Source organism: Paraburkholderia elongata (genome assembly GCF_013177735.1).
GTDB classification, from domain to species: Bacteria; Pseudomonadota; Gammaproteobacteria; order Burkholderiales; family Burkholderiaceae; genus Paraburkholderia; species Paraburkholderia elongata.
This window is the reverse complement of the sequence record NZ_WOEZ01000178.1, coordinates 35,055-48,732: the sequence shown is the minus strand read 5'-3', so window position 1 is coordinate 48,732 and position 13,678 is coordinate 35,055. Positions and strand designations below refer to the sequence as shown.

Below are 13,678 nucleotides of genomic sequence, written 5' to 3'. Positions count from 1 at the left end.
CCAGGTGGGTTTTTGCCGGTGTATCACCAGGTCGGGTCGCGAGAACGTGTCGACCACCTGCAGCAGGAGAATGACCGGTACCGTAGCGCGATGTCGACCCGGCAAAGCAGCCAGTGAGCGCGAAAGTGACCTGCACGAAGACGATGCGCGGAACAGGCATGGGTGCAACGCAGTAGGACGACAGGCGCGCGTGGCCGTATACTTCGCGCGAGTAATCGAAGCGGAACAAACGATGTTGCGTGTAATCGTCCGGCGATCGTCGGTTTTTGGAAAGGACGTGTTTGCATGGCGAACACTGGCTGCCGGCGTGGGACCGGAGCGGTCGGCGAGCAACCCGCCTGTGCTTATCCGAGCGATGTGGTGATCCCGGGGACATGCTGCGGCCGCACGCGGTGGACGCCCAAGGATAGAGTGGACAGGTCGAGTCGAGAGCTGTCACCCGAATCCGACGACGCGTGGCGATGCACCGATATGCTGGCTTTTCCATCAGAAGAGGGGGCAACTATGGGAAAACGCGTACTGAAACGAAAGTGGACAGGCAACGCCAGTTTGCCGGAGCTGCTCGACCGGCTGGAGCAGTCGCTGCCGATGCTGCACGGTGTGGCGTCATCGCAGCCCGACTGGTGTGACCTGACCCATTGCCTCGGGCAGGTCCGCGCCGGGCTATCCGGGCGGGCGGTTCGCCGTTCTCCGGCGTCTCGTACCCGTCAGCCAGCTGCGCTGTCGCTGCCGCTATTTTCCTGAATCATAGGTAACGTCAGGATATCTGGTGCGACTAGGCGGCCGCGCGGTTTGCGTGGATGCGCCGCCGTGCGGTAGGGCGGGCTTCTGGCGCCGCGACCTGTGGCCACGGTCTCGTGAACACTCGAAAGGACATGCAATGAACAAACAGGATCTGATTGATATGGTCGCTGCGGCGACGGGTGAAAGCAAGACCGCTACCGATGAGGCGATCGACGCGATTGTCGACACGGTGACCACGGCGATCGCCGCGGGAGAAACCGTGCAGCTGATCGGTTTCGGCTCGTTCTCGACTGGCGCGCACGCCGCACACGTCGACCGTAACCCGGTCACCGGCGAAGCAATCCAGATTCCCGCTGCGAAGACGGTGAAATTCACGCCTGGCAAGCTGTTCAAGGAGGTGGTGAACGCGTCGTGATGAAGTCTGACATCGCGCCGGCCGTCTGAGCGGGCCAACAGACTGTCGCGGTTCGTGCGCCGCTGGTTATCGGGCCTCATCGATGCCAAGCGCGCACGCCCACCCATAAATAACAAGAGTAGGAACGCCTCTTTATGGCACTTCATCCCGAATTCCCGCTATCCCCCTATGAAACTCTGCCTCCAGAACATCGGTGGTTCCCAGCGGCCGAGGAACTTCGTAGCACCGCTTATGAGAAGCTGCTGCCGCCGTTGGTCGCCAAGATTCGCGAAGAGGTCAAAGCTTGGCGTGACACGTCCTATGCTGGCAGCTCAGCCACTTCACGCGCATTGTTGACATGGTGGTTCGATACAGATCACCTGATCGAGCAGGCCGACGGCACGCAAAGCCAGTTTCGCTACTACTTCGCGCAGCGCGAGGCGGTCGAAACCGTGATTTGGCTCTATGACGTCCGCGGCGCACGCGACAAGTTCGACCTGTTGCGCTTCGATGCCTCCGGCGCGGTATCAAGCAATATGTTCGATGAGGAGTGGCCGCGCTTCGTGGTCAAGATGGCGACGGGCGCCGGCAAGACGAAGGTGCTGTCGCTGCTGATGGCCTGGAGCTATTTTCACAAGCTCTACGAGGCTGATTCGTCGCTCGCGCGCAACTTCCTGTTGATCGCGCCCAACATCATCGTGCTTGATCGCCTACGCACCGACTTTGACGGCCTGCGTATCTTCTTCGGCGACCCCGTGCTGCCCGACAATGGATATGCCGGCCAAAACTGGCGGGATGACTTCCAGATCGCGCTGCACATCCAAGACGACGTGCGCATCGTCCGTCCGACGGGAAACATTTTTCTCACCAACATTCACCGTGTCTATCTCGGTGACGTGTCGGAGCCTTCGCTGGGTGATGATGACCTGCGCGACTACTTCCTCTCGCCGTTCGGAGCAAAGCCCGTTGGCAAGACGACTGATAGCAACACCGATCTCGGCGAAATCGTGCGCGAGATTGATGAACTCGCCGTGTTTAATGACGAGGCGCACCATATCCACGACAACCGGCTCGCGTGGTTCCAGTGCATCCAAGACATTCACCATCGGCTGCTGCAGAAAGACTTGCGGCTGACTATCCAGGTGGATGTGACGGCAACGCCGCGCCACGACAATGGGGCGATCTTTGTGCAGACCGTGAGCGACTATCCACTCGTCGAGGCGATCGCACAGAACGTTGTGAAGCACCCGGTACTACCCGACGTGGCAAGCCGGGCGAAGCTCGCCGAGCAGAAGAGCCCACTTATCACGGAGAAATATGCCGACTATCTGCAGCTCGGCGTCGAGGAGTGGCGCAAGAGCTACGGCGAGCACGAGAAGCTGGGCAAGAAGGCCGTGCTGTTCGTGATGGTGGATGACACCAAGAACTGTGACGAGGTGGGCGAGTACCTGAAGAAGATTTGCCCGGAATTGCAGGACGCGGTGCTTGTGATTCATACCAAGGCCAACGGGGAGATTTCCGAGGCGGCCTCGAGCAAGAACAAGGAAGAACTGGAGATCCTGCGCAGGCAATCGAACGAGATCGACACCTGGAAGTCGCCCTACAAGGCGATTGTCTCGGTTCTGATGCTCAAGGAAGGCTGGGACGTGCGCAACGTCACCACCATTGTCGGCCTGCGCGCCTTCGCCGCCAAGAGCAATATCCTGCCGGAGCAGACCCTGGGGCGCGGCCTGCGCCGCATGTACTTTGGCAGCGACCAGCGCGAGACCGTGTCGGTCATGGGGACGCCAGCCTTCATGGAATTCGTGGAATCCATCCAAAGCGAAGGCGTGACCTTCGAGCGCGTACCAATGGGCGGAACGCGGGGACGCGAGCGAGAGGATTCGCTCGTTGTCGAGGTGGACACGGAAGCCCATGACAAAGACCTTGACGCGCTAGATATTGCCCTGCCACGGCTCACCCGCCGCTTCAATCGCGAGTTCAAAGACCTGGCTGAACTAAATCCCGCGTTGTTTGGCAACCCCAAGCTGCCTATCAAGGCCTTCACGCCAGAAGAGACCCGCGAGATCGTCTTCAAGACGATGCTCGATTCCGAAGTGGATCACACGATCCAGCTCGACAGCAGCGGCACGGCGGACTACCGCGCGGTGGTCGGTTTCTTTGCCCGCCAGCTTCTGAAAGATCTGCGGCTGGTGGGCGGCTATGATCAGCTCTATCCGAAGGTGAAAACCTTCATGCGCGATCACCTCTTCACCGGTCCAGTCGATCTGGATGATCCGGTGATCATGCGTAACCTATCTGAACCTGATGTGGGCAAGGTCCTGTTTGAGCACTTCCGGGCCGCCATCAACGCGCTGACCATCCACGACAGTGGCGGCTCCCGCATCGACGGCCAGATCCGGCTGCGCGATACGCGCCCCTTCCGCACGGAGCCGCGCGGATTCCTCTCTGCCAAACGCTCTGTGTTCAACCGGATCGTAGGCGAGGGAAATGCGGACGGGCTGGAACTGGCCTTTGCTGCATTTCTGGAAAGCGTGCCCGACGTGCAGGCGTTCGGAAAGAACTATATGGCCGTGGGCTTCAAGCTTGACTATGTAAAAGCCAACGGCGACCTTTCGACCTACACGCCCGATTTCATCGTGCGCACCACGGATGGGACGGTCTGGATCGTCGAGACCAAAGGTCGCGTGGAACTTGACGTGCCGCAGAAAATGGCACGTCTCCGGCAGTGGTGCGCTGACGCGACCGAGGCCAGCAAAGAGGAGGGCGGGACGCGGTACAGTTTCGTCTATGTCGATCAAGATAGTTTTGAGCAACACAAGCCGTCGTCATTTGCGGGACTGGCGAGCTCATTTCGTGAATATCAAGAGGGTTGACGATGGCACGTCAAGAAAAAAAATCATATGAACTGAGCGATGCCGAGCAGCGTGATCTTGTTACGCTGATCCAGCAAGGCAAAGTACTCCCGGAGAAATACCGCTTCATCCTGTTCGAGGACAAGCGCGACGTCGAACTGGTCTGGAACGGCAAAACGCGAGATGTGTGCACCACCGTACTGCCTTTCCAGACGCTGGAGCACATCGACGAGCCACGCGCGGAAACTAAAGTGCAGGAGGATCTGTTCGATAGCCGTGGTCGTCAGTTGCGCGGCTGGACCAACAAGTTGATTTGGGGTGACAACAAACTGATCCTGTCCTCGCTGAAGGCCGGCGCGCTGCGTCAGCAGATTGAGGACGCAGGCGGCCTCAAGCTGATCTATATCGATCCACCTTTTGATGTGGGCGCGGATTTCAGCATGGACGTTGAGATCGGCGGCGAGACCTTCCATAAGGAAGCGAACCTGCTCGAGCAAATCGCTTACCGCGACACTTGGGGGCGCGGAGCGGATAGCTTTATTTCAATGCTCTATGAGCGTCTAATTCTTATGCGAGACCTTCTCGCCAGCGACGGCACGATCTACGTCCATATGGGTTGGGGCGTATCGCACTACGTCCGTGGAGTGATGGACGAAGTGTTCGGAAAGCAGTGCGCAGTAAACCAGATCATCTGGAAACGACAGACTGCACATAGCGACAGCGGCCAAGGGTCCGAACACCTCGGCCGACTGCACGACGTGATACTGCTCTACACGAAGGGCGAACGATATCAGTGGAATGTTCAATACGCACCCTACTCAGACGAGTATCTGAGAACGCATTACAAAAAGGTGGAACCGAGCTCAGGAAGACGCTACGAGCTCGACAACATCATCGGCCCTGGTGGTTCTAGCAAAGGAAATCCGAGCTACGAGTTTCTGGGCGTCACACGCTTCTGGCGTTACTCGCGGGAAACCATGCAGAAGCTTTATGAGGAAGGCCGAATCGTTCAACCCAGTGAGGGTGCGGTGCCTCGCTATAAGCGATATCTGGACGAGATGCCGGGCGTCCCAGTCCAAGACATATGGGATGACCTTAACGCGGTCAATTCCCAAGCGAAGGAAGCCATCGGCTATGCCACCCAGAAGCCTGAAGCGCTACTCGAACGCATCATCAGGGCCAGTAGCAACGAAGGCGACCTGGTCGCCGACTTCTTCTGCGGCTCCGGGACGACGGCAGCCGTCGCTGAGAAGCTAGGGCGAAAATGGATCGCCACCGACCTAGGTAAGTTCGGCATACATACCACACGTAAGCGTCTGATCGGTGTGCAGCGCGAGAAGCGGGCCGCCGAGCAAGACTTTCGCGCCTTCGAGGTTTTGAATCTTGGCCGCTATGAGCGACAAGCCTATCTGAACGTCGGCGGTCGGCTGACGGGAAAACAGAAGGCCCAAGCCCTCGCCCACAAAGAAAGCGAGTTCCGCGAGCTAATTCTGCGTGCCTACAAGGCGACAGGCTTTGGTGGCAACGAAGGTACACAGCCGCAGGACGGCTTTTTCCACGGGGCTCGCGGTGGGCGGCTGGTTGTGATCGGCCCGATCAATCTGCCAGTTGGGAGATTGTTCGTCGAAGAGGTCATAACGGAGTGCCGCAAGCGCGGCGCGTCCCGTGTGGACGTGCTGGCTTTCGAGTTCGAGATGGGGCTATTCCCGGCCGTGCTGGAAGAGGCCCGCAGCAAGGGGATTGACCTCGCCCCGAAGTACATCCCTGCTGAGGTGTTCGACAAGCGGGCAGTGGACAAGGGACAGGTGGTGTTCCACGACATCAGCTTCGTCGAAGCCACGCCTCGATACGACAAGAAAAACAAGCTCGCGGTCAAAATCGAGCTAACCGACTTCTCGGTCTACTACACACAAGGCGCGGCGGAGGCGGCGATCGCCGCGCTCAAGGCGGGCAAGAGCGAAGTGATGTGCGAACAGGGACAGCTCTACAAGGTGAGCAAGAGCAAGGATGGTATCGTCAAGAAGGAGAAGCTCACCAAGCACTGGACCGACTGGGTGGATTACTGGGCGGTAGACTTCGACTACACGAGCCGCAAGGAAATCATCAAGGTGCCTCGCGGTTTGGGCGTAGATGGCGTCTTACCGAGCATCGACCCTGAACAAGGCGAACTACCTCCGTTCGAAGAACGGTGGACGGGCGGATATATTTTCGAGAACGAGTGGCAGAGCTTCCGAATCCGGCAAAGCCGGGAGCTCGAGTTGACCACCGCACAGCACCGTTATGAGCGTCCCGGTCGTTATACGATCGCCGTCAAGGTCATTGATATATTCGGGAACGACACGATGACCTTGGTGCCAGTGAACGTTGGATAGCAACTGTCGGCCGCCGCCGCGACCGGATCGCACGTCACAGGCGAGTCGGGTCACCCCGGCTCCGGGCTTGGCTGCGGAAACGACGGGGCACAGGCAGTTTGAGTGGCGGTCGAATTGGCGACAAAGCCCCAGCTTGACGGGTGGGTAAAACGGTGTGACCGAATAAACAGAAAATGGCAAAAGAAGACCTCACTGAAGATCGGATCCATGAGTTGATGCGCATCGCAAAGCAGGTTACGAATCCACGCGCTCGACAAAAGGTCGAAGGCCGGCACCTCCGAACCGACTATCATGTCGTGAGCATGGATGGGAAACATGAATTCGCGATGTTCACGCGGCAGAGTACCAAGTTGCCAACAAGCTATTCGGCCGGCATCCGGTGGATACCAAGCGGAGCTGAGTCCGTGATGCTTGTGCGATGTAATGGCTCTAGCCACGAACACACGAACTCGATCGAAGGCGATAAAATGTCTTACGTGTGTCATGTGCACGTCGCGACGGAACGGTATCTGTCCGTCAACAAGCGCGACGAAGGCTTTGCCGAACACACCGCGGCATACACGGATCTCGGCGGGGCGTTTTTGCACCTCCTAGAGATATGCAACATATCCGGATTCGACGAAGACGAAGAATCCGGCAACCAGATGAGGTTGCTGTAGGGTCATCATGAATGTAGAGGCGATTCAGCAGACTATTTGTTCATCCCTTTGTGCTGACGTTAAGATCGTCCAGCAGGGAGACGACTTGCTCTGTGTTTCTACACCCTTCGCCTTCAGCGATGGAGATTCGTATTCAATCTATCTCCAGGGCCTTCAGACTGGCGGATTTCGCATCACCGACATAGGCGGAACATTGATGCATCTCAGCTACGATAACGACATAGGTAAGCTGAGAGAAGGGACACGGGGCAAAGTATTCCGTCAGATAATTTCCGAACTCGACTTGTCGGAAGACGATGGCGAATTTTACATAGACAGCCCCGCCGACCGTCTTGGCGCAAACATCTTTCGCTTTGGGCAGGCGATTACCCGGATACATGACCTGACGTTCCTGAATCGCGTTCGGGTCGAAAGCACCTTCTACGAGGATCTGCGGGAGAAGCTGACTGCCCATGTCGATGCTGAGTCCATCCACGAGAATTACCTTGTTCCCGGGCTGGAGAGCGCAGCCAACTACCCTGTGGATTTTTTCATTGAGGGATTTGCTCGCCCCCTTTACCTGTTCGGCGTACCGACGCGGGAAAAGGCCATGTTGACGACGATCATCCTCCAGCATCTCAATGCTGCGCATCTGGATTTCCGGTCGATGGTGGTATTCCAGAACGCTGCCGACATGCCTCCGAAAGACGTTAGTCGCCTCATGAATGCCGCGAACGATATGATATCTTCCCTAGATGCAGACGAGGCATTCGAGCGGAAGTTGCGCGCCGTCGCCTGAACCCTGTTCCGCGCGGGGCTTTCGCATCCGCTAGATCAGCAGTCACCCTCCCGCAGCGCGCACTGGAAGAAGAAACCGCGCTCGTTGGGGATGAGGTACAGCCATGCACAGCACGACCGGGCAGCTTCGCATCCGTGTCGCCGTGCGTCGCCAATGCGGCGCCATCGCGTAACGAGATGAGTCTAGGCTGAGGCGGCAAGTGAAACCGCGGCCCCTTTTCCTTCAATCACGGAATCCATTTCTATAACGAGCGCAAGCATATCTTTGACTATCACGGAGTCAAACTCTTCGCTTTTATCCTCTTCGTGCGTTCCCTTATTCAGGTAACTCCACTCGATCGGATAGCGATTTTCCATGCCAAGCATTGTTTCCAGCAATGGAACCACATCCTTAAAAACGGTAACCTCCTTCTTACCAAGGAAACCATATAACCCTCGTGCCACACTCATTAGATCCGGAGACCCTCCGGGCCCGCGCATCGCGACTTGAATCTGCGCGGTGTAACTTTTACTTCCGATTTTCTTCCAGAGTCTGTTCAGCAATTCTTCAAATGCTTTACGGACGTAGCTCAAGCAATCCCTAGCTTTCCCGTCCACAAAGCTCTGCTCTGCAATTACCAGATAGTGGCGCGGAGAATCCAATTTGACGACAATTTTCTTTGAATCGATTGGTACTAGGAAGTCGATTCGGCTGACCGTTTTGGCATAAACTGCCTTCGGCACCGAATTTTCTAGGCGCTTTACAAAATCTTCACCATGGGTAGTTATGATAAGTTGGCGATTCTTTATCTCATCGTCACCCAATATCAATTCAACAATTCCGCTACGATGTTCATCATCAATGGAATTGACGACATCATCAAAAATAAGGAAAGGTAAATTATCGCGAACTATTTTGGATAGTAAAATTGCAAGCCCGAGGCAGCGAATATGCCCCTCGCTAAGGATTTGAAGAGCATCGCACTTTTCCCCGCCCTCGAATTCAATTTCAATCTTTTTGCCCGTAGATGTCGGCAATGCTACAGACGTTAGTCGATCAGACTCATGATCGTGCCGATTAATAGCATTATAAAACTTCAAGGTTTTTTCATTTAAATCGGCAGCGAGACTGAGAGGAAGATTGCTGTTATAGTGAATTAATTTTTCGCGAAAGCTTTCATATGCAAAATTATATTTTAAGTTGCGAGAAATCGTCGGCTTTTCACTCTCAACCTGCGCGATCAATTGTTCGTTCTCTGCCTTAAATTTTTCAATTACCGAGTTTGCGCTAGCGACGCTCGTCGCGTTTTCCTTTGCAATCGCACTAATGGCGACGATTTCTTCAAGGTGTTTCCCCAGCGTTCGGTTTTGCTCTTCTAATTTTAAAACTGCCGATTTCGTTTTTTCGATATTTTTATTGAATGTTTCAATGGCCGTCTTTAGCGATGCCAAAAGCCCTAATTTTTCGAATGTAAGATTCAGAGCTGCTTCCAGACTCTTCGCATCCTGCACGCTCTCAGCGACGTTACTGAGCGCTTCGATATCACCTGAGCGGTCGAAGTCGATCGACCTGGCTGCGGGAAGGATGTTGGCAATTTTCAGGCTTACGGGCGTCCAAGTTTCGCGCAACAGGTTCGATATTTCAGATACGCGTGCTTCTTTTTTTATCGCCAAATCAAATTCAATCAATTTTGTGGAAGCATTTTGATATGGATCGAGCGGAACCTGCAACGCCCCATTCTCGTAGAGCGTAGACTCACAAGCCGGACATTTATTTTGATATCGTTCGCTGTTATCTAATATCGCGGAATACAAATCACCTAGTGACAACTGATCCTTATAAGCCATGACGAACCGCCGCGCCTCCCTCCCCTCGTTGAGAAGTTGGATCAGGCGATTCGTCTCGGTCGCGATAGTTTCGATGCCGGGGTCAACCACCAATTTCAAGCTGGACAGCCTCGCAATTTCGGCATTATTTTTCTTTACGAGCCCGTCAACACTGTCCCCTCCAGATATATGTTCTTTGATTTCATCCAATGTTTTATAATTTAAAAACAGGGAAAGAATCGCATCTTGCCTTTTCTTGACATCCGCCTCTTTCGCAGGAATCTGCAGCAAAATCGCCTTTTGCCCAGATATTTGCTTTTCCTTGTCAGCAAGCTCCTTGGCTTTCTTACCCGTGCAGTCTAAGTATTTGTCAAAATTTTCATTAAATTGGGTGCAAAATAGATTAAAATCTTCCAATCCGAATAATGAAGCGAGCCGTGTTTGCTGCGCTTGTGCGGTAGTCGCCGCGACACGTGCAAAGCCCTCAATTCTATTCTTCTCGATGAAACAAAATTCGTAGCTTTTTTGATCCGCGCTGACGACGACGTCTTTACCATCATGCGTTACACCGGACAGGACCGGTAGATCGGATTTTTTCGTTATGGAATTTTTTATGTACGAGGCGAGTTCGATGCGCTTGGCATCTGCCTCGTGGATCGATCCCAGCAGGCCGTATTCGAGCGCTTCACACAAGCTTGATTTGCCAGTCCCATTCGGCCCATAGATAAACGTGTAGAGATTCTTAAATGCAAGCGTTTGCTCATTTGAAAATCCGCGAAAATTCTTCACTTTGATTTGCGAGAGCCGCGTCACCTTCCCATGCTCGCTCGTTGGCGTATCGACCTCTATATTCAATTCCATTGACGCCGATTCGCCAGCATCATTTATTAATTTCGCGATCAACTTTCCGCGATTCCCCGCCGCACTGCCCGCTGACTCAACCTTTGCAAAGTTATCCAAGATAAGTTTCGCCAGCTTTTTTTCGTATTCAGAGAAGCTTGCCCACTTGCCTCCCACAAAGCGCTTGAACTCATACAATGACTTGGACATAAGTCTCCCCACAAAATATTATTCTCGTCTGTACGGAATCTTTTCGTTGCTTCAATCGTAATACAAAGATCGGCCATCGGTCGAGTCAATTCAACTTCAGCTCCCGACAAAAGCGCTTTGTCGGGAGGCATTGACCTGAGCTTCTGGGCGGGTAGAAGGGACGCCAACCGGGAGAATGCTCCCAGTCTCCCGGTTGTGAGCGATCGGTTGTCGTTTTCGACTTGCGCTGCTCAGGTCGCCATGCGATGTTCGTAGTAAGGGCGATCGCGGTCGTCGAGAATCGCGTACTGTGCTGGGAGATTGTTGGGCTGCCACTCGATGCTTTCCCGAACGACGATTAGCCCACCGGGCGCGAAGCATCTGCATGATCTTCACTCACTAGCGGCGAACACTGCCACAGTTCACACGGGGAATTTATGGCGCTGTACGAGATGACCGGCGAAAGCCTCAAAGAAATCAGACCTCAGACGTTTACGCAACTCGGCATACTTGAGCGTCAGAACATTCAGAGAGCCATCCGCGCGCACATTGCCGCGATTACGCCAAAAGTGAAAACAATGGTGCTCGCGGAAGAATTTGGCGACTGGGTCGGAGCAAACAGGCGTATCGACCTGCTCTGCCTTGACGATCAGGCTCAGCTTGTAGTCGTAGAACTCAAGCGTGACAATGATGGCCACATGGAACTGCAGGCGCTGCGATATGCGGCAATGATCTCGACGATGCGATTCGAGCAAGCCGTTGCAGCCCACAGAAAATATCTCCAGTCGCTGGGGTCGGACGAAGATGCGGAGCAGGTGATCCGGGAGTTCCTGGGTGTGGAGGAAGGCAACGTCGCTTTGTCGGATAAAGTGCGGATTATCTTGGCATCAGCCGACTTTTCGACCGAACTGACGACTACCGTCCTATGGCTCAACAAACAACGGCTAGACATTCGCTGCGTGCAGATGCGGCCGCACCAGATTGCCGACCGAGTGTTGCTCGACATACAGCAGGTCATACCTCTTCCTGAAGCAGAGCAGTATCAGGTTGCTGTTTGGGAAAAATCGCTTGAGCAGGAAGCCGCACGGGAGCCAGAACGAGATCTGACTCGCTACGATTTGACGATCGGCGATAACTTATACCCGAATCTTCCAAAGCGTCGCCTCATTCATGCGATCGTCGGTGAGGCGTTCAAGCAGGGCGTGCCGGTAAGCGTTATCGAGAGCTCGGTCCCGTGGAGAGGCAATCTCTTTCTGTCTGCCGATGGGACGCTCGATGAGGCCGCGTTTGAGAACGAAATCGGAGGCGAGCAACCACGTTACTTTACGGCTGATGACGAACTGTTTCATGCAAACGGGAAGACATACGCGCTATCGAACCAGTGGGGGCCGCGTACATTGCAAGCCGTTGACGCCATCCTCAGTCACATGCCGCACGCCGATATGATTCAGTATGAAGCCACCTCCGGCGTGACTGATGAAGTAACTTACGGTGCAGACGTCATCCGTCGCCGCGATACCGGCACGATCGAGGTAGAGCGAGATGGCGTGCTCCAGTTGCCAGCCAAGCCGGCACTGCGAGAACTTGCTTCGAAACTGGGCGTTTCTATACAAAACGGCAGCGGGAAACCCCTCAACACGCGCGCGCTCGGTGCGGGTGTGATGGCTGCGATACGCGCCCTTTAACAGTTTCCAATCCTATGCGGATACGGTGTGAGAGCCAATCGGGAAGGCGACGCCCCGATTAGCGGGCTCTACGAACTGGTATGCGACGACGTGGTGTATAACGAGATGATGTTAGCCACCGCTGAACCAATCAGAAGTGACCTATCGAATGTCCGATCGCGAAACGCATGCCCTGTTTGAACGCGCTGTTGATTGCCTTTGCGCAACAGATCAACATCTCCTGCAAGTAGACGCGAGCGAACGGAGCATCAGTCATCGGCTTGCGGTGCACTTGACAAGTCAATTTCCCGATTTCGATGTCGATTGCGAATACAACAGGAACGGATTTGACGTGAAACGTCTGGCGCTATCTCAACGACAGGCAAGAGACGACGATCTTGAAGCAGTCACTGTTTTTCCCGACATCGTCGTCCACAAGCGTGGCAGCAACCACTCAAATCTTCTGGTCGTAGAACTGAAGAAGGCCTCTTCGAACGTGGGCGCAGAATACGACCTGGCGAAACTTCAGGCGTTCAGAAAAGAACTATTTTACAAGTACGCCGTACACTGCACCATTGGATTTGGGCGCGACGGCATTTTCGTTCGGCGTATCGTTTGGAATGTCGATTGACTCGCAGGACCACACTTCGTCCATCGAGCTTTCAAAGTGCACGATTCCGTTACTATCTTGCGAATGCCGTTTTCAGGGATATAAAAATGCTTAAAAGAAAATTTTTGAGTGCGGCGGTTATTTTCGTGATTTTCTTTACGACCAGAGTATTCGCTGGAACAGCACAGACGAATGACATTACATACAAAGGCACGAAATTCGGCGTGTCTGAGAAAGTATTTTATGAGCAGCATCAGAATGAAGGATTTGTATGCTCAGATGCGCCTCCCACAAGCGTTGGCCGTTGGTGTTCCAGCGAAGTAACGACCTATGGAAATCTGAAGGCGCAGACGACCGCCCAATTCTTGGACGACAGACTTGTTTTAGTAAGCATATTCTTCCGGGATCCACCGGATATCGCTTCGGAGGCGACAATTGACAAGAATATTGTATCCCAACTTGAACATCATTACGGATCACCAGACGAAATTAAGTGGCCGATTGAAGCTGAGAATGGTGGGAAAATTTGGAAGAAGGTTTGGCATAAGAAAAACGGATCATCTGTTACATATTTGCACTATCTCAGTATTGTTAACGGCTCAAAGTTCGAAACGAGGTCTGTCTTCCTGCAGTCAAAAGATGCAGATAAGTTGCCAACGCGAAGCGATAACGCACATAAAACTGACATGTAGCAAAAATCGCCCTTTATCCATGCAGTGCGCGCAATACGGATGCGTCACATCAGGCTTCAGAAAAACGCGGTCGACG

At 54.2% G+C, this 13,678-nt stretch carries 10 protein-coding genes; 9 read left to right on the top strand and 1 reads right to left on the bottom strand.

The genetic code is table 11. From position 1 onward, the window contains the following. Positions 1-504: 504 nt before the first annotated feature. The 6 genes from GNZ13_RS30120 (at position 505) to GNZ13_RS30095 (ending at position 7,802) form a co-directional block, all read left to right on the top strand. The gene (locus tag GNZ13_RS30120; protein ID WP_172171390.1) at positions 505-744 is read left to right on the top strand and encodes a hypothetical protein; all 240 of its coding nucleotides are present in this window, start codon (positions 505-507) and stop codon (positions 742-744) included. Between the two features lie 136 nt (positions 745-880). After that, complete coding sequence (locus tag GNZ13_RS30115; protein ID WP_172171388.1) at positions 881-1,159, top strand: HU family DNA-binding protein; 279 nt, start codon at positions 881-883, stop codon at positions 1,157-1,159. 134 nt (positions 1,160-1,293) lie between these two features. After that, positions 1,294-4,014: a DEAD/DEAH box helicase family protein gene (locus GNZ13_RS30110; RefSeq protein WP_172171386.1), complete on the top strand. Its 2,721-nt coding sequence runs from the start codon at positions 1,294-1,296 to the stop codon at positions 4,012-4,014. Between the two features lie 2 nt (positions 4,015-4,016). Further along, positions 4,017-6,365, top strand: coding sequence for a DNA methyltransferase (locus GNZ13_RS30105; protein ID WP_172171384.1), 2,349 nt, complete (start codon positions 4,017-4,019; stop codon positions 6,363-6,365). 173 nt (positions 6,366-6,538) lie between these two features. Next, positions 6,539-7,024, top strand: a complete 486-nt coding sequence (locus GNZ13_RS30100; RefSeq protein ID WP_172171382.1) for a DUF6978 family protein — start codon at positions 6,539-6,541, stop codon at positions 7,022-7,024. Between the two features lie 7 nt (positions 7,025-7,031). After that, positions 7,032-7,802 carry a DUF1828 domain-containing protein gene (locus tag GNZ13_RS30095; RefSeq protein ID WP_172171380.1) on the top strand — a complete coding sequence of 257 codons (771 nt, stop codon included), beginning with the start codon at positions 7,032-7,034 and terminating at the stop codon, positions 7,800-7,802. Between the two features lie 182 nt (positions 7,803-7,984). Here GNZ13_RS30095 and GNZ13_RS30090 read toward each other — a convergent pair whose 3' ends face one another. Then, positions 7,985-10,657: an AAA family ATPase gene (locus GNZ13_RS30090; RefSeq protein ID WP_172171378.1), complete on the bottom strand. Its 2,673-nt coding sequence runs from the start codon at positions 10,655-10,657 to the stop codon at positions 7,985-7,987. A 416-nt stretch (positions 10,658-11,073) separates the two neighbouring features. On the opposite strand from GNZ13_RS30090, the gene GNZ13_RS30085 reads away from it, so the two are divergent. From GNZ13_RS30085 to GNZ13_RS30075, 3 genes are all read left to right on the top strand, one after another. Continuing rightward, positions 11,074-12,321 (top strand): PDDEXK family nuclease, encoded by a 1,248-nt coding sequence (locus tag GNZ13_RS30085; RefSeq protein WP_172171376.1) that lies wholly within the window; start codon positions 11,074-11,076, stop codon positions 12,319-12,321. Between the two features lie 148 nt (positions 12,322-12,469). Beyond that, on the top strand, positions 12,470-12,931 hold the full coding sequence (locus GNZ13_RS30080; RefSeq protein ID WP_172171374.1) for a hypothetical protein: 462 nt from the start codon (positions 12,470-12,472) through the stop codon (positions 12,929-12,931). A gap of 86 nt (positions 12,932-13,017) precedes the next feature. Further along, positions 13,018-13,602: a hypothetical protein gene (locus GNZ13_RS30075; RefSeq protein WP_172171372.1), complete on the top strand. Its 585-nt coding sequence runs from the start codon at positions 13,018-13,020 to the stop codon at positions 13,600-13,602. Positions 13,603-13,678 lie beyond the last annotated feature (76 nt).

Bases quoted from the DNA above. Each gene is read 5' to 3' on its own strand.
- GNZ13_RS30105 (WP_172171384.1), top strand. From the start codon at position 4,017: ATGGCACGTCAAGAAAAAAAATCATATGAACTGAGCGATGCCGAGCAG.
- GNZ13_RS30120 (WP_172171390.1), top strand. From the start codon at position 505: ATGGGAAAACGCGTACTGAAACGAAAGTGGACAGGCAACGCCAGTTTG.
- GNZ13_RS30115 (WP_172171388.1), top strand. From the start codon at position 881: ATGAACAAACAGGATCTGATTGATATGGTCGCTGCGGCGACGGGTGAA.
- GNZ13_RS30090 (WP_172171378.1), bottom strand. From the start codon at position 10,657: ATGTCCAAGTCATTGTATGAGTTCAAGCGCTTTGTGGGAGGCAAGTGG.
- GNZ13_RS30075 (WP_172171372.1), top strand. From the start codon at position 13,018: ATGCTTAAAAGAAAATTTTTGAGTGCGGCGGTTATTTTCGTGATTTTC.
- GNZ13_RS30080 (WP_172171374.1), top strand. From the start codon at position 12,470: ATGTCCGATCGCGAAACGCATGCCCTGTTTGAACGCGCTGTTGATTGC.
- GNZ13_RS30110 (WP_172171386.1), top strand. From the start codon at position 1,294: ATGGCACTTCATCCCGAATTCCCGCTATCCCCCTATGAAACTCTGCCT.
- GNZ13_RS30085 (WP_172171376.1), top strand. From the start codon at position 11,074: ATGGCGCTGTACGAGATGACCGGCGAAAGCCTCAAAGAAATCAGACCT.
- GNZ13_RS30100 (WP_172171382.1), top strand. From the start codon at position 6,539: ATGGCAAAAGAAGACCTCACTGAAGATCGGATCCATGAGTTGATGCGC.
- GNZ13_RS30095 (WP_172171380.1), top strand. From the start codon at position 7,032: ATGAATGTAGAGGCGATTCAGCAGACTATTTGTTCATCCCTTTGTGCT.